The sequence below is a fragment of the Azospirillum thiophilum genome (assembly GCF_001305595.1).
GTDB lineage: Bacteria > Pseudomonadota > Alphaproteobacteria > Azospirillales > Azospirillaceae > Azospirillum > Azospirillum thiophilum.
Map to the genome: position 1 here is coordinate 599,320 of NZ_CP012406.1, position 17,241 is coordinate 616,560.

16 protein-coding genes are annotated in these 17,241 nt (G+C 68.7%); 12 read left to right on the forward strand and 4 right to left on the reverse strand.

Translation table 11 applies throughout. The features are described from left to right. The first annotated feature begins 65 nt into the window (after window positions 1-65). The 3 genes from AL072_RS31050 to AL072_RS31060 are packed head-to-tail and all read left to right on the forward strand — an operon-like array spanning window position 66 to window position 2,304. Complete coding sequence (locus AL072_RS31050) at window positions 66-479, forward strand: DUF350 domain-containing protein (RefSeq protein ID WP_045584814.1); 414 nt, start codon at window positions 66-68, stop codon at window positions 477-479. A gap of 18 nt (window positions 480-497) precedes the next feature. Further along, complete coding sequence (locus AL072_RS31055) at window positions 498-1,094, forward strand: DUF1190 domain-containing protein (protein WP_052710312.1); 597 nt, start codon at window positions 498-500, stop codon at window positions 1,092-1,094. A 4-nt stretch (window positions 1,095-1,098) separates the two neighbouring features. Further along, window positions 1,099-2,304 carry a glutathionylspermidine synthase family protein gene (locus AL072_RS31060; protein ID WP_045584815.1) on the forward strand — a complete coding sequence of 402 codons (1,206 nt, stop codon included), beginning with the start codon at window positions 1,099-1,101 and terminating at the stop codon, window positions 2,302-2,304. Between the two features lie 11 nt (window positions 2,305-2,315). Here AL072_RS31060 and AL072_RS31065 read toward each other — a convergent pair whose 3' ends face one another. The 4 genes from AL072_RS31065 to AL072_RS31080 form a co-directional block, all read right to left on the reverse strand. Beyond that, window positions 2,316-3,068, reverse strand: coding sequence for an isochorismatase family protein (locus AL072_RS31065; protein ID WP_045584816.1), 753 nt, complete (start codon window positions 3,066-3,068; stop codon window positions 2,316-2,318). A 17-nt stretch (window positions 3,069-3,085) separates the two neighbouring features. Further along, window positions 3,086-4,402, reverse strand: coding sequence for a nicotinate phosphoribosyltransferase (locus AL072_RS31070; protein WP_045584817.1), 1,317 nt, complete (start codon window positions 4,400-4,402; stop codon window positions 3,086-3,088). A gap of 116 nt (window positions 4,403-4,518) precedes the next feature. Then, window positions 4,519-5,688, reverse strand: coding sequence for a bifunctional nicotinamide-nucleotide adenylyltransferase/Nudix hydroxylase (locus AL072_RS31075; protein WP_082109247.1), 1,170 nt, complete (start codon window positions 5,686-5,688; stop codon window positions 4,519-4,521). A gap of 118 nt (window positions 5,689-5,806) precedes the next feature. Then, window positions 5,807-7,417, reverse strand: a complete 1,611-nt coding sequence (locus tag AL072_RS31080) for an ArsB/NhaD family transporter (protein ID WP_045584818.1) — start codon at window positions 7,415-7,417, stop codon at window positions 5,807-5,809. Between the two features lie 773 nt (window positions 7,418-8,190). Between AL072_RS31080 and mdcB the strand changes: the two genes are divergently transcribed. The 9 genes from mdcB (at window position 8,191) to mdcG (ending at window position 17,211) form a co-directional block, all read left to right on the forward strand. Continuing rightward, window positions 8,191-9,213: a triphosphoribosyl-dephospho-CoA synthase MdcB gene (mdcB, locus tag AL072_RS31085; protein ID WP_052710313.1), complete on the forward strand. Its 1,023-nt coding sequence runs from the start codon at window positions 8,191-8,193 to the stop codon at window positions 9,211-9,213. Between the two features lie 135 nt (window positions 9,214-9,348). After that, entirely contained in the window at window positions 9,349-10,563 is a 1,215-nt protein-coding gene (gene madB, locus AL072_RS31090) for a Na+-transporting malonate decarboxylase, carboxybiotin decarboxylase subunit (protein WP_045584819.1), read from the forward strand. Between the two features lie 29 nt (window positions 10,564-10,592). Continuing rightward, window positions 10,593-11,471, forward strand: a complete 879-nt coding sequence (locus AL072_RS31095) for a biotin--[acetyl-CoA-carboxylase] ligase (protein ID WP_063840386.1) — start codon at window positions 10,593-10,595, stop codon at window positions 11,469-11,471. Then, a complete protein-coding gene (mdcA, locus tag AL072_RS31100) occupies window positions 11,468-13,132 on the forward strand; it encodes a malonate decarboxylase subunit alpha (protein ID WP_045584820.1) in 1,665 nt (554 codons plus the stop codon). Before AL072_RS31095 ends, mdcA begins: the two co-directional genes overlap by 4 nt. 12 nt (window positions 13,133-13,144) lie before the next feature. After that, window positions 13,145-13,459 (forward strand): malonate decarboxylase acyl carrier protein, encoded by a 315-nt coding sequence (gene mdcC, locus AL072_RS31105; RefSeq protein WP_045584821.1) that lies wholly within the window; start codon window positions 13,145-13,147, stop codon window positions 13,457-13,459. Window positions 13,460-13,476: 17 nt separating this feature from the next. Next, the gene (locus AL072_RS31110) at window positions 13,477-14,433 is read left to right on the forward strand and encodes a biotin-independent malonate decarboxylase subunit beta (protein WP_045584822.1); all 957 of its coding nucleotides are present in this window, start codon (window positions 13,477-13,479) and stop codon (window positions 14,431-14,433) included. 16 nt (window positions 14,434-14,449) lie between these two features. After that, the gene (gene mdcE / locus AL072_RS31115; RefSeq protein ID WP_045584823.1) at window positions 14,450-15,334 is read left to right on the forward strand and encodes a biotin-independent malonate decarboxylase subunit gamma; all 885 of its coding nucleotides are present in this window, start codon (window positions 14,450-14,452) and stop codon (window positions 15,332-15,334) included. A gap of 36 nt (window positions 15,335-15,370) precedes the next feature. Then, window positions 15,371-16,471: an AMP-binding protein gene (locus AL072_RS31120; RefSeq protein ID WP_045584824.1), complete on the forward strand. Its 1,101-nt coding sequence runs from the start codon at window positions 15,371-15,373 to the stop codon at window positions 16,469-16,471. Continuing rightward, the gene (gene mdcG / locus AL072_RS31125; protein WP_052710314.1) at window positions 16,468-17,211 is read left to right on the forward strand and encodes a malonate decarboxylase holo-[acyl-carrier-protein] synthase; all 744 of its coding nucleotides are present in this window, start codon (window positions 16,468-16,470) and stop codon (window positions 17,209-17,211) included. The genes AL072_RS31120 and mdcG overlap by 4 nt, the downstream gene beginning before the upstream one ends. Window positions 17,212-17,241: the final 30 nt, after the last annotated feature.

Genomic DNA, 17,241 nt, shown 5'->3' on the forward strand with positions numbered 1-17,241 from the left:
AGGCTTGCCGGCTGCCCGCAAAAGGTGCAACGCTGTCAGCAGGCAACGCAACGTTGGATGAATGCATGGCGCCGGTTCTCCAGTCCCTGACGACCCTTCCCTCCTATCTGCTGTTCGCGGCGGCGATGCTGGGGTTCCTGCTGCTGTTCATCGTCGCCTACACCGCCGTCACGCCGTACAGCGATCTGGCCCTGGTCCGCCAGGGCAACAGCACCGCGGCGCTCACCCTGGGCGGCGCCATGATCGGCTTCGCCCTGCCGTTGACCAGCGTCGCGTCCCACACGACCAGCATCGTCGATCTGGCGGTCTGGGGGGGCGTCGCGCTGGTGTCGCAACTGCTGGTCTATGTCATCGGCTCGCGGGTGCTGCTGCCGGATTTCCGGGCCGGCGTCGAGGCGGACCGCACCGCCTACGGCATCCTCCTCGCCAGCCTGTCCATCGCGGTCGGGCTGCTGAACTACGGCTCGCTGACCTATTGACGAGAAGAAGGGGTTCCGATGAAGCGCTCGCGCACCGTGGCGGCCCTGCTGCTGGGCGGCATCAGCCCGGTCCTGTTCGCCTGCGGCGAGGATGGCCCGGACGAGGCGACCGTCTATCCCTCCGTCGAGGCCTGCTCGGCCGAGATGACGGCGGACGACTGCACGGCGGCCTTCGCCGCGGCCGGCGAGGAGCACCGGGCGAACGCCCCCCGCTTCGCCAGCCGGGAGGCCTGCGAGGCGGAGATGGGGGACGGCGCCTGCACACCGGCGGGCGACGGCGGGGGAAGCGGCCAGGGAAGCAGCATGGGCAACGTCTTCGTCCCGGCGCTGGTCGGCTTCATGATCGGCCGCAGCCTGACCGGCAGCCACGCGCAGCCGGTCTATTTCGACCGCCAGGGCTATGCCCGCAGCGGCAGCAGCCGGATCGCCCAGGTGCCGCTGCCGCCGCAGCGCCGCGACGAGATCCGGGCGGGCTCGGGCGGCGCTGCCTCCAGCTCCGGCTCCTACTACCGGCCGGGTTCGGCCAACGCGGGCAAATCCTTCACGGTCCCCACGACCGGGCGCAGCGCGGGGTTCGGCTCGACCGGCTCGTCGCGCGGCTTTTCGGGAAGCTGAGGCGATGGAGCGCGTGCCCACGGCGCCCCGCCCGCACTGGCAGGACAGGCTCGAGGAGATCGGCTTCCCCTTCCACACCGACGCCGACGGCACCGCCTATTGGGACGAAAGCGCCCATTGGCGCTTCTCCCTCGCCGAAATCGAGACGCTGGAGGCCGCCGCCGAGGAGGTCTACCGCCTGTGCGAGCAGGCCGTCGGCCATGTCGTGACGCGGGGGCTGTACGAGGCGGTCGGCATTCCGCGCTGGGCCGCCCCGGCGATCGAGGCGAGCTGGGCCGAGCGCGACGGGCTGGACATGGCGCTCTATGCCCGGTTCGATTTCGCCTGGGACGGCAAGGGCGGGCCGCCGAAGGCGCTGGAGCTGAACGCGGAAACGCCGACCTCGCTCTACGAGACCGCGGTCGCCCAATGGTGCTGGCTCCAGGACACGCATCCGGAGGACGACCAGTTCAACAGCCTGGAAGAGGCGCTGGTCGAACGCTGGCAGGCGCGGATGCGGGCCTTCCCCGGTCTGGCGTCGCAGACGGACGCGGTGCATTTCGCCTGCCTGATGCCGCACCCGGAGGACGAGGCGACCATCGCCTATCTCCAGACCCTGGCGCTGCGCGCCGGCATGACCACCAAGGCGATGCCGATCCAGGCGATCCGCTACGACGACGCCTCCGGCCGCTTCCTCGATGAATCCGGCCTGCCGGTCCGGCACCTGATGAAGCTGTACCCGTGGGACTGGATGATCCGCGAGACCACCGGCCGCGAGCTGGTGGCCGCCGCGGCGCAGGCGCGGATCCGGGTGATCGAGCCGGCCTGGAAGATGGTGATGGCCTCCAAGGGGCTGTTCGCACTGCTGTGGGAACTGAACCCCGGCCATCCCAACCTGTTGCACACCGCGCTCGACCGCAGCGGCTTTGCGGCCGGCAGCAGGGTGGTGGCCAAGCCGCTGCTCGGCCGCGAGGGCAGCAATGTCAGCATCGCCACCCTCGATGCCGCAGGATTTCCGGTTGGGCAGCCGGTCGCCGAGACGGACGGGCCCTATGTCGATGACGGCTGGGTCTATCAGGCCTTCACGCCGCTGGCCGAGGCCGACGGCAACCATGCGGTGTTCGGCGTCTGGATCGCCGGCGGCAGCCCTTGCGGCCTGGGCATCCGCGAGGACCGCGCGCTGATCACCGGCAACGCCAGCCGGTTCGTTCCGCACCGGATCGCCGGCTGAGGCTGCCCCGGTCAGGGGGTCGGGAACAGTAGCTCGTCGGCGATGATCGCGCCGCTCGCCTGCATCAGATACAGCCCGATGTGGTGGGCGACCATCTGCGGATGAGCCGCGCCGTCGGGCAGGCCGAGCGCCTGCGCCGTCCCGAGCGGCAGGTCGTAGGTTGCGCAGCCCGGCTCGTGGACCACGATGTCGCGCAGCGGTCCGGTCATGCCGTGGTTGCGCGCCGACAGCAGGGCCTGCACCGCCTGGAGCACGCAGATGTCGGTACAGATGCCGTCCACCACCAGGATCTCGATGCCGTTGGCGGCGATCCACTCGAACAGCCGGTTGCGGCCGGTCGCTAGGTCGGTGGTGCCGACGACGCCGTTGATGCAGTCCTTGCGCATCAGCGTGACGCCGGGGGCACCGTCGAGCCAGGCGAGTTCGTCGACGAGGTTTTCCTCGCCGGTGCCGGCCTCGCAATGGGGCGGGTAGGGGTGTTCGGGCTTGCCCGGCTCATGGGTGTCGAGGAACACCGCGATGGGATGGCCGGCGGCGATGAACAGCCGGTTGGTGCGGTCGATCTCGGCGATCATGCGGGCGACCTGGGCGTTGGCGACCGGCGGGGCGAGGTTGCCGCCGCCGACGGCGGCGAAGCCCTTCACCGGATCGACGTCGAGCTTGCCGACCCTGCCGCCCGCCAGCGCGTAGCAGGCCCTGCGCACCGGCATGACGGCGGAAATCGCCTCCAGCGCGGCGGCCGGGCCGGTTCGGGTGTCGGTCATGATGCTTCTCCTGCGGTTCAGACCAGCACCGGGACGTTCGCGACGCCCTCGGTGCCGAAGATGGCGCGGTAGCGGGCGATCTCGGACGCCGGGCCGGTGGCCTTCTCGTAATTGTCGCTGAGCTTGACCGCATCCTTCCAGGCGCCGTCGACCTCGACCGCGGTCACCTTGCAGACCAGACTCAGCGGATCGAGCCCCTGGCCGTTGCGTGGGTGGCAATCCCGGAAATCCGACGTCAGCAGGGTGCCCCAGCCATAGCCGTCGCGGATGCGGCCGCGGAAGGTCCGGTGCAGCCGCAGGATGGTCTCGACGTCCAGCCCGTCGCTGAACAGCACGCGCTTTTCCCGGGGGTCGCGGCCGAGCTTTTCCAGCCAGCCGATGTACTCCTCGCCCGCCGCCACCGGATCCTTGCTGTCCACCCGCATGCCGGTCCAGTCCGCCACCCAGTCCGGCGCGTTCTTCAGGAACTGGGTCGAGCCGAAGGTGTCGGGCAGGAACACCAGCATGGCGCCGCCATAGGTCTCCTGCCACAGCCGCAGCACGTCATATTGCGCCGCGCGCAGGTCCTCCCCGCGGCAGGCCAGCGCGGCGACGGTGGTCGGCAGCTCGTGCGCGTTGGTGCCGATGGCCTCCAGGTCGTGCTTCATCGCAAGATGGGTGTTGGAGGTGCCGATGAAGCGCGGGCCGAGTTCGGCCGCCATCGTCTCGACGACATATTCCTGCCAGAGGAAGCTGTGGCGCCGCCGGGTGCCGAAATCCGAGAGGCTGAGATCGGCCAGCGGGCGCAGCATCTCGATCTTGTCCCAGAGCCGGACCTTGGCGCGGGCATAGAGGATGTCGAGTTCCGTCTCGGTCATGCCGGCCAGCGCGGCGCGGGTCTTCAGCTCGTTGACGATGCTGAGCGCGTAGATCTCCCACATGGTCGTCTCCGGCCATGTTCCTTCGAAATCCAGGCGCCACTGGCCGTCCTCCTCGGACAGCCGGTAGTCGGGCAGGGCAAAGCCGTCCGCGAGCCACGCGACGAACTCGGGCCGGAAGATGCCGCGCTGGCCGTAGAAGGTGTTGCCCTGGAGCCAGACCGCCTCGGAGCGCTTCAGCCGCAGCGACCGCACATTGTCGAGCTGGCGGCGCAGCTCGGTCTCGTCGACGATGCGGGCCAGCTTCACCGATTTCGTGCGGTTGATCAGGCTGAAGCGCACCTTCACCTCGCGGAAGTGCCGCCAGATGAATTGCAGCATCGCCAGCTTGTACCAGTCCGTGTCCAGCAGCGAGCGGACGATGAAATCGGTCGCGAAATTGTGGTTGTGGGCGCGGCCGCTGAAATTGACGAGCATGATGGCAAAGCTCCTTTGCCCACTGCCACCGGTCTGTCCGGCGGGCTTGGGAGGCAGGGTAGGTCGCGGGTTCGTTCGTGTAAATGGCGAATGGAGAGGGCTTCCGGATGGTCCGATCAACTGCCGGACTGGGCGATCAGTGTTTGGATGATGTGGAAATGATCTTCGAACATGTGTTCGGGATCGATCTCCGCGATCGGCATCCAGCGGGCCGACTTGGCGTCGTCGCCGCCGCGCACCTTGGGAAACCCCTCCTCGGTCGCCTTGAGCTGGATGAGGAAGGCCTGGGTCACCGTGCGCCCGCGCGACGAGCGGTGGGGATGGTCGAAGATCCGGCTGGCGCGGATGCCGCCCTCCAGGAAGCCGGCCGGCACCTTGAGCCTGGTTTCCTCGCGCAACTCCCGGATCATCGCGTCCCTGATCCGCTCATGCTGGCCGACGAAGCCGCCGGGCAGGGCCAGCAGGCCGCGTCCGGGCAGCGCCCGGCGCTCGACCAGCAGGACATGGCCGGACAGCACGACCACGGCGTCCGTGGTGAGGAAGGTCGGGGGGTAGGGCGCGGCGGCCCAGCCGGCCTTGTATCTGGCGATGTAGGCGCTTTCCTCCGCCAGCCGCCGGTAGTCCGCGCTGCGGGCGAAGTCCGCCAGGAAGGCGGCGACGTTCGCCGGCAGCGCGTCCCTCCACGCCTCCAGCGCCGCCGCGGCGTCGGAGAAATAGGCGTCGCGGATCGGCGTGGCCGAAATCCCGCCGACGGTCGCGCAGTCCACCGCGCCCCATTGCGGGAACATGCGCAATGAATGGCTGCCGTGGTCCCTGGAATGGCCGATCAGGCCGACCGCGGGCTCCGTGCCGCCGGCGGGACGGTGGTGCCGCGCGACGACCTCATGGACGACGCCATGGACGGCTGCCTGGACATCGCGGATCCATTCCAGGTCGTTGTAGCGGTCGATCAGGGGCAGGATCGTGAGGCGCCCATGCTCCTCCGGCGGGACGGCGCCGAGGATGCAGGCGCGCACCTCCTCGAAGCGGAAGGGGTTGCGGTGGCTGCGCGCCTGACGCGACGAGCCGACCAGCAGGATCAGATGCCGCCCCAGCGCCAGCGCCTGCCGCATCACGGCGAGATGGCCGAGATGGAAGGGGCGGAAGCGGCCGATGAAGACCATGAAATCATAGGCCGTGCCGGGGCGCGCAATGGGGGCTGCCATGGGGGCCGCGATGGGGGTTGCGGTCTTCTTCGGCGGCGGCAGCGGGCCGGACCCGCGTCCGGTGCTCTCGGTCGGGGACATGCTCAGCAAGCTCCTTGCCGAAGGACTGCCGCGGTCTGTCCGTGGCAACACGGACGATAGGGCCGCGGCAGGGGGTTCTCAAGGCCCCTGCGCCAACCCTTCGCGGGTAGAAACCTGTTCAGTCCGGCTGTTCCACCGTCGCCGGCAGGGCGCGCAGCGGGCGGCGGGCGAGGTGCCGGGCGGCGGCCAGCGTGGCGAGCAGGGCAAGGGCGGCCGCCCCGATCACGTTGGTCCTGACCGGCCCGACATAGACGTAGCAGGCGAGATAGACGGCCGCGATCAGCACCGTCATCGCCATCACCGGCACGCCGAACGTCAGGAAGGCGACGAAGGGCATGTGATGGCCGTCCTTTTCCAGGATGCCGACGGTCGTCACGTTGGCGCTCGCCCCGATCAGCGTCCCGTTGCCCCCCAGGCAGGCCCCCAGCGCCAGCGACCACCACAGCATGTTTGTCATCAGGCCGATGTCCGCCGCGGCCATTCCGGTCTCCTCGAACTCGGCCGAGAAGCCCGCCACCAGAACCCGCACGATCGTCACCGCCGCGATGGTGTAGGGGATGTTGTCGACCACCGCCGACGCGACCGCGCTGAACAGCAGGATCAGCAGCCCGGCCATCAGCAGCTTCGCCTGGAGCCCGAGCCCGAGCCCCGCCGACACCGCCTCCACCAGATCCTGCAGCCGGGCGGCGGCGCTGGCGATCAGCCCGGTGTGCTCGGCCGCGCTGATGGCCATGAACAGGAAGATGAAGAAGCCAAGCGTCAGCCACTCGATGCCGCGCTCGAAGCAATGGGCGAAGGCGTGGTCCGCCGCCTTCGCGCCGAGTCGCCGCCGCAGGATCGCATGGCGTCCCAGCATGGCCAGCACCGCGCCGCCGAAGGCGATGACGCCGACCGGCAGGTGGGTCAGGCTGTGGGTGAAGAAGCCCAGAAAGGTCAGCCCGACCATGCCCAGCGTCCAGACCAGCACCTCGGGGTCGCGCAGCTCCACCTCCTCGCCGGCCGCCTCGTCGGCATGGGATCCGGCGAGGTCGCGGCGGTACCAGACGGCGGACAGCGCGCAGAGCGCCACGATCATGACGATGATCGGCACGGCCAGGAAGGCGATGAAGTCCATGAAGGTCAGGCCGCTGGCCACGCCGACGATGACGTTGGGCGGGTCGCCGATCAGCGTGGCGGTGCCGCCGATGTTCGCCGCCATGATCATCGGCATCGCCAGCGCCCACACCGACAGGCGCAGGCTCCTCGCCGCCTTGGAGACGACCGGCGCCAGGAACAGAACCGTGGTGACGTTGTCGGCGAAGGCGGAGAGCAGGGCGGTGGCGGTGATGACGATGTTGGCGAGCACGCCGGGCCGCCCCCCGGCCCAGCGCACCATGCGGGCGTTCAGCCAGTCGAACACCCGCGTCTCGATCAGGATCGAGACGATGGCCATCATGCTGCCGAGCAGGAAGATCACGTTCCAGTCGACCGCCTGGGCGGCCACCGTGAAATCCATGATCTTCAGGGGCGTCGCCGCCGAGATGACCAGCATCGTCCCGACGATCGCGGCGGCTGCCAGGGTCTTGTGGCAGACCTCGGCGATCAGCAGCCCGAACAGCGCGACGAGCAGCAGCCCGACGGTCGCCTGGGCGCCGCCGCCGGTGGCGTAGGCGACATGTCCGGCCTCGGCCGCAAGGGTGGGGGAGGGCAGCAGAAGGACCGGAAACGCCGCCGCCGTGGCTGCTTTCATGATGCAACCTTTCTTTGTTTTTCGAATCCGACGGGATGTGTTCGCGCCATCCCGGCAAAGAGGGGAAGGCGACGGGCCGATCATCCGCAACCGGAACAACTGGAGGGCGGGAAACGAAACGATCTTATATATCAGTCGGTGAAACGTTACTGGGTTGCCGGTACTTTGTCGATATTGTCGATTGCGACATTTTGGCGGCTCAGGCGGCGACGATTACCGGGCGGCAACGTCCCGCGATGATCGTGCCGGCGATGCTTTCGACGCTGTAAGATTGCAGACCGGGCAGTGAAATTTGCTGCCTGCGCCGTCGACCCCGAAGATTGCCGCGGTCCCGCGACACCATCGGTCAGAGACTGACAAGTTGAATCCACCATCAGTCGAGACCGGAACAGATGTCGTTGAATGGATGCGGCATGCCGCCGCAGGTCGCCGGCTATGTGCTTAGAAATCAATCGGGTTATGGCTATTATTCGCTCAATCGACCCTTGAGGTACGACTTTGGTCCATTGACTTGCCCGATCGGCCATGTCATTCGTTCGTCAGCCAATCTTCGAGGTCGCGAGGTTGGCAAAGAGAAAAGTGATCGACCAAATCGGACTCCGGCCCGCCTCGCATCGATTGAAATGATGGAGGGCTCGCCGGGTATTCACCAAGTGATACAGTGACTGCGTGACGGTGATCTCCCAACGACCCGTGTCGGATGACATGGACGTCGTTATTGGGTTCGTCTGCGGAGCGTGTCTCCTGTGGACGATGCCTGATGGATTGCCATCATGTATTTGTCACCTCTTGCCGGCCTTGCCGCACACAGAACCTCCCCGCACCGGCATGACGAGACGGCATCCGCCGCCTGGACCATCGGTTCGGCCTGCCTGACCGGCATTCTCCTCGAGGTTTCCGTCCATCCCAAGCCCGGCCTCGTCACGCCGCGCTCGATGGGATCGCATGCCGACATGGATCTGCAGACGTTCATGCTGACGTCCGCGGCCATCGCTCCCTGTTTCCATCGCTGCGCCGCCATCGGCCTCGCCCATTCCGGGGCGGCCCATTCCGGATCCGCACCGGCCGTGCTGCCGCTGATCCGCGCCGTCGGCCGCGATTATGACCGGCGCCTGTTCGCCGCTTCCAACGGCGTCAACACCCAGCGCGGGGCGCTCTTCGCGCTCGGCCTCACCGCCGCCGCCGCCGGCCTGTCCCATGACGGCCTGTCCCATGACGGCCTTTCCGATGACGGCCACCGCCCCTGTTCGCCCGACCGCCTGTTCGCTGCCGCCGCCGCCATCACCCGCGGCATCGTCGAACGCGAACTGGAGGGCTGCGACCGCGAGCGCCTGACCGCCGGCGAGATTCTCTATGCCCGGCACGGGGCCACCGGCATCCGCGGCGAGGCCGAGGCCGGTTTCCCGACCGTCGCCAAGCACGGTCTGCCGGCCCTGCGCGCCGCCCTGGCGCAGGAAGCCGGGCTCAACCGCGCCCTTCTCCATGCGCTCGTCGCCATCGTCGCCGAGGCCGAGGATACCACCGTGCTGTGGCGCGGCGGACCCGATGGCCTCGCCTTCGTCCGCGAGCGCGCCGCCGCCGTGCGCGATCTCGGCGGTGCGCTCACCGGGAGCGGCCTCGCCGGGATCGACCGCTTCGCCGACGACTGTGTCGCCCGCCGGCTCAGCCCCGGCGGCGCCGCCGACCTGCTGGCGGTCACCGCCGCCGTCCATCTGCTCGAAGCGGAGAGCTTCCCGGCTTCGGCCACCTCCCGCTTCGACCCGCCCCCCGCCCCTGTTCCCGGAGAAAATCCATGAACGTCGTCACCTACGCGCTGATGGCCTACGGCCTCACCGCGGTGATCGCCTACGCCGTCATCGGGGTGATCGTTCTGCTCAACAAAACCATGGCTGGTTCAGCCGAATAAGCCGTGCGCTGAGGAGATCACCCCCATGCTACAGCAGCTTTTCACCATCTTTCCCGGCATCGGCACGCTGTTCGTCCAGGACCCGACGATCGCCTTCGCCCGCCTCGCCCTGATCGCCTTCGGCTTCCTGCTGGCCTATCTCGGCTTCAAGCGCACGCTGGAGCCGCTCATCATGGTGCCGATGGGCATCGCGATGATGTGCGTCAACGCCGGCGTCATGTTCCTGCAGGCTGAGAAGATCGGCACGCTGATGCTGGATCCGATGATCTCGGACCCGATCCAGCTCGTCAACGACATGCAGATCTATTTCCTGCAGCCGATCTACAACTTCGCCTTCTCCAATTCCCTGGTCGCCTGCATGCTGTTCTTCGGCATCGGCACCATGGCGGACATCTCCTTCATCCTCGCCCGTCCGTGGGCGGCGATGACCTGCGCGATCTTCGCCGAGATGGGCACCTTCGTTACGCTGGTGATCGGCTATTACTGCGGCCTGACCCCCGGTGAAGCGGCCGCGGTCGGTTCGATCGGCGGCGCCGACGGCCCGATGGTGCTGTTCGCCTCGCTGATCATGGCCAAGGAACTCTTCGTTCCGATCTCGATCATCGCCTATCTCTACCTGTCGCTGACCTATGCCGGCTATCCGTACCTGATGAAGCTGCTGGTTCCGGCCAAGTACCGGGCCATCGACGTCGAGATGAGCTTCCCGGAAGTCTCGTCGAAGTCGAAGTTCATCTTCACCATCGTTGCCGCCGCCCTGCTCTGCCTGCTGCTGCCGGTCGCAGCACCGCTGATCATGTCCTTCTTCCTCGGCGTCGCCATCAAGGAAGCGGAGATCGAGCCGTACCAGGAGCTGCTGGAAAAGACGATCACCTACTCGTCGACCCTGATGCTCGGCCTGGTGCTCGGCGTGCTCTGCGAAGCCTCGACCCTGCTGGACAGCCGCGTCGCCATCCTGCTCGTCCTCGGCATCACCGCGCTGCTGGTGTCCGGCATCGGCGGCCTGCTCGGCGGCTGGGTCGTGTGGATGTTCAACAAGAACGGCTTCAACCCGCTGGTCGGCATCGCCGGCGTGTCCTGTGTGCCGACCACCGCGAAGCTCGCCCAGAAGGTCGCCGCCGAGGACAACCCCTACGCGATGGTCCTTCCGGTCGCCATGGGCGCCAACGTCTGCGGCCTGATCGTCTCGGCCATCGCCGTCGGCATCTTCGCCTCGACCATCGGCCTCGTCGCCGCGCACTGACCCGGCTTCCGGCTTCGGAGATCGATCCCATGCCAACCGTTCCCTTCCAGGATCCTGGTGCCACGCGGCTTTCCGCGATCGAGCGGAGCGACGGCATCGGCCGGATCGTCATCGAGGCCGACCGGCTCGACAGCACCAACCGCCGGCTGGTCGAGATCGGCCGGACCGGCGCCCCGCACGGAACGGTCCTGATCGCCCGCGACCAGACCGCCGGCTGCGGCAAGGGCGAGCGGGGATGGTTCTCCACCCCCGACGGCAGCCTCTGCCTGTCGGTCCTGGTCAGGACCGGGCGCGGCCTGCGGGAGGCGGCCCAGTTGCCGCTGCTGGCCGCGGTCGCACTGCGCGAGGCGATCCTCGCGGCGACCGGGGTCGAGGCCGGCGTCAAATGGCCGAACGACCTGCTGGCCGGCGGCCGCAAGATCTGCGGCATCCTCGCCGAGGCGGCCTGCGACGGTGAGGGCGACCTCGATTTCGCGGTGATCGGCATGGGGATCAACCTCGCCATCCCCGACGCCGGCTTCCCGGCGGAGCTGCGGGACAGGGCGGTGTCCCTGGCGACGCTGGCGGGCCGTCCGGTCGACCGCGGCGCCTTCGTGGAAGCCCTGTGCGCGGCCTTCGACCGCTGGGTGAGGCTCTGGGAACGGCACGGGCTGTCCGCCTTCGCCGCGACCTGGACCGACCACGCCCTCCATCTCGGACGGGTCGTCAGGCTGGACGACGGCGACGAGGAAATCTGCGCCACCCTCATCGGCCTCGCGGGCGACGGGGCGCTGCGCATCCGCGACGCCGCCGGAACCGTCCGCGACGTCCATTCCGGCGAAATCCATTCCGGGGAAATCGGCACGGCTCCGCCCGTGGCCCCGATCCCCTCGCACCTTCACAAGACCCACATGGGGGCATTCTCATGAAGACCGAACAACGGTGGGACAAGCTCGCAGCCGACACCCGCCAGCGCATGGAGGCCGCCGCGCCCTATATCGGCGCCGGCAAGCGGGTGAAGCCGGAGGACACCGTCGCCCTGCTGAAGGCGGTGATCCGCTCCGGCGACCGCGTCAACATCGAAGGCAACAACCAGAAGCAGGCCGACTTCCTCGCCGACTGCCTGAACAAGGTCGATCCGGCCGAGATCCACGACCTGCACATGGTCCAGTCCTGCGTGCCGCTGGCCTCGCACCTGGACATGTTCGAGCGCGGCATCGCCAAGAAGCTGGACTTCGCCTTCGGCGGGCCGCAGTCGGGCCGCGTCGCCAAGTTCATCCGCGAAGGCAAGATCCAGCTCGGCGCCATCCACACCTATCTCGAGCTGTTCGGCCGCTATTTCCTCGACCTGACGCCGCGCGTCTCGCTGATCTGCGCCTATGAGGCCGACCGCGAGGGCAACCTCTACACCGGCTTCAACACCGAGGACACGCCGGTCATCGTCGAGGCGACCAAGTTCCGCCAGGGCATCGTCATCGCCCAGGTGAACAGGATCGTCGACAAGCTGCCGCGCGTCGACATCCCGGCCGGCTGGGTCGACGCGGTGGTCGAGAGCCCGAAGCCCTTCTTCATCGAGCCGCTGTTCACCCGCGATCCCGGCCTCGTCACCGACAACCACATCCTGCTCGGCATGCTGGCCCTGAAGGGCATCTACGCCGAGTACAAGGTCAAGCGGATCAACCACGGCATCGGCTTCCTCACCTCGGCCATCGAGCTGATCCTGCCGACCTACGGCGCCGAACTGGGCCTCAAGGGCGAGGTCTGCACCCACATGGTGCTGAACCCGCACCCGACGATGATCCCGGCGATCGAGGACGGCTGGGTCGACACCATCCACTGCTTCGGCGGCGAGCTGGGCATGGAGGAGTATGTCAAGGCGCGCTCCGACATCTTCTTCACCGGGCCGGACGGCTCGCTGCGCTCCAACCGCGCCTTCGCCCAGACCGCCGGCCACTACGCGCTCGACATGTTCATCGGCGGCACGCTGCAGATCGACCCGTGGGGCAACTCCTCCACCGCGACGGCCAACCGCGTCTCCGGCTTCGGCGGCGCGCCGAACATGGGCTGCGACGCCAAGGGCCGCCGCCATGTGACCGAGAGCTGGCTGAAATGCGGCCAGGAAGTCCCGCACATGGCCGACCAGATCGGCGACATGCCGCGCGGCAAGCGTCTGGTCGTCCAGGGCGCCGAGACCTTCGGCGAGGCCCGCGCCCCGACCTTCGTCGAGAAGCTCGACGCCTGGCAGCTGGCCGAGAATGCCGGCCTCGAGCTGCCGCCGGTGATGATCTACGGCGACGACGTCACCCACATCGTCACCGAGGAAGGCGTCGCCTACCTCAACCGCGCGCCTGACATGGCCGCCCGCATGGCCGCCATCCGCGCCGCCGCCGGCTACACCGAGGTCGGCATGAAGGCCGATCCGGCCGAGACCAGGCGCCTGCGCGAGGCGAACATCTTCAAGACCCCGGAAGACCTCGGCATCGACCGCAACCGCGCCAACCGCGACCTGCTCGCGGCCCGCTCGATGCGTGACCTCGTCGACATCTCGGGCGGCCTCTACAACCCGCCGGCCCGCTTCCGCAACTGGTGATCGGAGTCCCTCATGTCTCTGGAAACAATCGAATTCACCGTCGACGGGGATGGCCGGTCGGTCTCCCTTCCCGGCCGGGCCCATTGCGGCGTGGTCGGCTCCGGCGACCTTGAAGTGCTGCTCGAACCCAAGGCCGCCGGCAGCGCCGTGTCGGTGCGGATCGTGACCCCGGTCAAGGGCTTCGACGCCCTGTGGAAGCGCGTGGTCGAGCATTTCATCGCCGAGACCGGGCTGGCCGGCCTGTCCATCGAGATCAACGACAACAACGCCTCGCCCGCCATCGTCGCCCTGCGCCTGCGTCAGGCGCTGGCCGAGGCGCGGGCCTGAAGCCGGGAGTTCAGAGCATGCCCAACTGGAGCAGACTCCAGACGAATTCCTTCCTGGAATGCAACGCGCGCGACCGCGCCGTCGGCCTCGTCGACGAGGGGAGCTTCGTCGAGCTCGGCGGTCCGTTCGACCGCCTGGTCAGCCCCCACCTCGTCGCGCTCGGCGAAGCGGTGGAGAACGATGACGGCATCGTCACCGGCGTCGGCCGCATCGGCGCCCGCCCGGTCTTCGTCATCTCGCAGGAAGGCCGCTTCATCGGCGGGTCGGTCGGCGAGGTCGGCGGCGCCAAGATGGTCGGCATCATCGACATGGCGATCGAGTTCAACGACCGCCTCGTCGCCGAATATCCCGACCTGCCGGCGTCGGCGCGGCCGCTGGTCGCCATCTCCTTCGAGACCGGCGGCGTCCGCCTGCACGAGGCCAATGCCGGCCTGCTCGCCCATGCCGAGGTGATGGACGCCCTGCAGCGCGCCCGCCACAAGGTGCCGGTCGTGGCGCTGATCGGCTCGCGCATCGGCTGCTTCGGCGGCATGGGCTTCGTCGCCGCCGCCACCGACGCCATCGTGATGAGCGAGTTCGGCCGCCTCGGCCTGACCGGCCCGGAGGTGATCGAGCAGGAGATGGGCAAGGACGAGTTCGACGCCTCGAACCGCGCCCTGGTGTACCGCACCACCGGTGGCCGTCACAAATACGTGATGGGCGACGCCAATTTCCTGGTGGACGACAGCGTCGCCGCCTTCCGCGCCCAGCTCGCCGAGCTGTGCGCCCTGCCGGTCGCGTCCTTCGAGGCGATGCGCCGGATCGGGTCGCCGGAGCTGGTCGAGAAGCAGCTGCGCGGCGTCGCGCTGGCCGCGGAGCTGAAGCCGGACGACGCGCGCGACGTCTGGCGCCATGCCGGCAACAACGACCCCGTCGGTCTGGCCGACGGCCCGCTCGCGGACTTCCGCAAGTCCGTCCGCCGTCTGGCCCTGTGATCGGGAGAAAGACCCCATGGAAACACTTTTGGGACAAGGCCGCGCGGCCATCGACCTGATCGTCGACGCCGGCAGCTTCACCGAGGGCACCGTCGGCGCCCGGACCTTCGAAGACCCGGATTTCGGCCCCGGCGCGGTGGTCGGCACCGCCCTGCTGGAGGGGGAGACGGTCACCGTCATCGCCTCTGACGCCGAGGCCTTCAACGAGAAGTTCCCGGTCGTCTATTCGGGCATCATCGGCCTGGAGGAAGGCTACAAGATGGCGCAGGCCGTCTATGCCACCCTTGCCGCCGATGCCGAGAAGGAAGCGGCCAAGAAGCGCGCGATCGTGCTGATCGTCGACACCCCGGGCAACGGTCCGGGCAAGGTCGAGGAGATCTTCGGCATGAACAAGGCGACCGGCGCCTATCAGCTGGCGCTGGCCGAGGCGCGGCTCGCCGGCCATCCGATCGTCGCCATGGTGGTGGGACGCGCCATCTCCGGCGCCTTCCTCTGCCACGGCCTCCAGGCCGACCGCATCCTGTCGCTGACCTCCGAATTCCAGACGATGATCCACGTCATGCCGATCACCTCGGTGTCGCGGATCATCAAGAAGGACGTCGAGCTGCTGGAGGAACTGGCGAAGGCGAACCCGGTGTTCGCCGCCGGCCCGGCCTTCTTCTTCAAGCTCGGCGGGGTGGAGCAGCTGGTCGAGACCATCGACGGCATGCGCCCGGCCATCGCCGCCCAGATCGCCGACATCCGCAAGGCCAAGTCCGATGCCAAGGCGCTGACCGGTCCGCGCGGCCGCGGCGCCCTCGGCGCCGAGCGGGGCGGACGCACGGTGCGCCCGACGGTCCAGGCGCTGCTGCGCACGGAGTTCGCCGCCGTCGAGGACCGCTTCCGTCCGCAGGCCGGCTGACGACGCGCAACGGGGCGTAGAGGAAAGGGGTGTGTCATGTCCGAGATCTTCGAACACTATGCGGCGGTCGCCGACGCCTTCTCGACCGTGCCGACCTTCGCCGAGATGCCGCGCCGCACGCTGGCGGAAAAGGGCATCGCCGGTCCGACGGCCGCGCACATCGTCGAGGAGGTGCACACCCCCTTCAACCTCGCCTACCTGACCTTCACGACGGGATCGTCGGCGTTCCAGAACATCGTCGGCGTCGCCCACAGCGAGCTCGAGGCGCGCTGCGACGCGACCCGCCGGGTGATGGAGGCGATCGGGGCGAAGCCGGGCGACCGGATGCTCGTCACCTACCCGCCGCTGGTCAACGTCTTCTCCCGTCTGGCGCTGGAGCGCTGCGGCATCGAATGGTTCTTTCTCGACCGGTCGAGCCGCGGCGCCTTCATCACCGCCTTCTGCCGGCAGCGTCCGGACATCGTGCTGGGGGAATCCTCCTTCATCCGGGCCAGCATCGGCGAGGCGCTGTCTCTCGGCCTCGCCGCCGACCTCCCGGAACACTGCCGCATCGTCGTGGCGGGCACGCCGCTGGATCTCGACCTTCTGAGCCGGGTCGAGCCCTTCGGCTGGCCGGTCCACGACCTCTACGGCTGCCAGGAGTTCGGCTGGCTCACCCTCGACGGCCATCCGGTGCGCGACGATCTCACGCTCGCACCGTCGCCGGCCGGCGAGGGGTGGGCGGAACTGGTGGTCGGCGGTTTGCCGACGGGCGACAGCTTCCCGATCTCGGAGACCGGCCATGCCTGCTCCCCGACCGGGCGGATCATCACCTATCGCCGCCGCCGCACCCATCCGGAATACGAGGTCTTCGTCCGGGCCACGACGCTTGCCAGCCGCGAGACCGTCGAGCGGGCCGCCCGCACCATCCTGCGCATCAAGAGCCGGGTGGTGAAGGTGGATGCCGAGCTTCAGACCTCGGCCCCGGCCACGGTCCTGCATCTCGTTCCCGGCATCGGTCAGGGCATCGGCCGGGAAACGGAGCCCTTCGAGGTGCGCGGCCCGGTCGCCACCCGTGCCTTCGACGATCTCGTCCGCGCCCAGACCGACGTCCAGGCGATGGCCAAGACCGATCCGACCTGGACGAAGACGCGATGACAGCCGCACCACTCACCCCATCGACCCTGCCGGCGCTGACCCGGCACGTCATGATCGACATCGGGCCGGCCCATCGCCGTCCCGTCGCCGATGCGCTCCGCGACGGCCTGTTGCCGATGCATCGCCGCCCCGATGTGGCGGAGCGCATCCATGACGTCTTTCTCGCAACGGCGATTCCCGGAATCGTCTGCGCGCCCAAGGCGCCGTTGCCGGCAGGGTCGATCCAGATCGGCGTGTCCTTCCCCTTCCGCGAGGACGGGGTGCGGGTGCGCTCCGCCGTGACGCTGCCCTGCGGCGGCGTCGGCGCGGTCCATACGCCGTGGGAGGTCGCCGGCCGCATCGCGGCGGGCGCCTTCCCGGAAGCGGATGAACTGCTGGAGCTGGCCGAGCTCGGCCGCGCCCACGGGATCGCCGTCGGCCTGTTCGGATCGGCGGCGCTCCAGGCGCTGACCGGCCTGCCCTACCTGGAGCCGTGCTCCGACATCGACGCGGTCGTCATCGCCCGCTCGACCGCCGGACTGCGCTCCTTCCATGCCGCGCTTGCGGGGTTCGCAAGCCGGCACGACCGATCCTGCGACGTCGAGGTCGCCACCCCCGGCGGCCTCGGCATCAAGCTCAAAGAACTCGTGTCGGACGTCACCGCGGTCGCAGGCCGCGGCATGGACGGCGTCCGTCTCGTCGACCGGCGCCGGGTGCTCGACGAGATCGACACGATGCCCCCGATCGGCCCGGCGCCGTGAACCAGGGCCGCGAGGCCCCTCATCCAACCA

What these genes read in the sequence shown, in the direction of transcription:
- AL072_RS31050 (WP_045584814.1), top strand. Translation starts at nt 66, where the DNA reads ATGGCGCCGGTTCTCCAGTCCCTGACGACCCTTCCCTCCTATCTGCTG.
- AL072_RS31055 (WP_052710312.1), top strand. Translation starts at nt 498, where the DNA reads ATGAAGCGCTCGCGCACCGTGGCGGCCCTGCTGCTGGGCGGCATCAGC.
- AL072_RS31060 (WP_045584815.1), top strand. Translation starts at nt 1,099, where the DNA reads ATGGAGCGCGTGCCCACGGCGCCCCGCCCGCACTGGCAGGACAGGCTC.
- AL072_RS31065 (WP_045584816.1), bottom strand. Translation starts at nt 3,068, where the DNA reads ATGACCGACACCCGAACCGGCCCGGCCGCCGCGCTGGAGGCGATTTCC.
- AL072_RS31070 (WP_045584817.1), bottom strand. Translation starts at nt 4,402, where the DNA reads ATGCTCGTCAATTTCAGCGGCCGCGCCCACAACCACAATTTCGCGACC.
- AL072_RS31075 (WP_082109247.1), bottom strand. Translation starts at nt 5,688, where the DNA reads ATGTCCCCGACCGAGAGCACCGGACGCGGGTCCGGCCCGCTGCCGCCG.
- AL072_RS31080 (WP_045584818.1), bottom strand. Translation starts at nt 7,417, where the DNA reads ATGAAAGCAGCCACGGCGGCGGCGTTTCCGGTCCTTCTGCTGCCCTCC.
- mdcB (WP_052710313.1), top strand. Translation starts at nt 8,191, where the DNA reads ATGTATTTGTCACCTCTTGCCGGCCTTGCCGCACACAGAACCTCCCCG.
- madB (WP_045584819.1), top strand. Translation starts at nt 9,349, where the DNA reads ATGCTACAGCAGCTTTTCACCATCTTTCCCGGCATCGGCACGCTGTTC.
- AL072_RS31095 (WP_063840386.1), top strand. Translation starts at nt 10,593, where the DNA reads ATGCCAACCGTTCCCTTCCAGGATCCTGGTGCCACGCGGCTTTCCGCG.
- mdcA (WP_045584820.1), top strand. Translation starts at nt 11,468, where the DNA reads ATGAAGACCGAACAACGGTGGGACAAGCTCGCAGCCGACACCCGCCAG.
- mdcC (WP_045584821.1), top strand. Translation starts at nt 13,145, where the DNA reads ATGTCTCTGGAAACAATCGAATTCACCGTCGACGGGGATGGCCGGTCG.
- AL072_RS31110 (WP_045584822.1), top strand. Translation starts at nt 13,477, where the DNA reads ATGCCCAACTGGAGCAGACTCCAGACGAATTCCTTCCTGGAATGCAAC.
- mdcE (WP_045584823.1), top strand. Translation starts at nt 14,450, where the DNA reads ATGGAAACACTTTTGGGACAAGGCCGCGCGGCCATCGACCTGATCGTC.
- AL072_RS31120 (WP_045584824.1), top strand. Translation starts at nt 15,371, where the DNA reads ATGTCCGAGATCTTCGAACACTATGCGGCGGTCGCCGACGCCTTCTCG.
- mdcG (WP_052710314.1), top strand. Translation starts at nt 16,468, where the DNA reads ATGACAGCCGCACCACTCACCCCATCGACCCTGCCGGCGCTGACCCGG.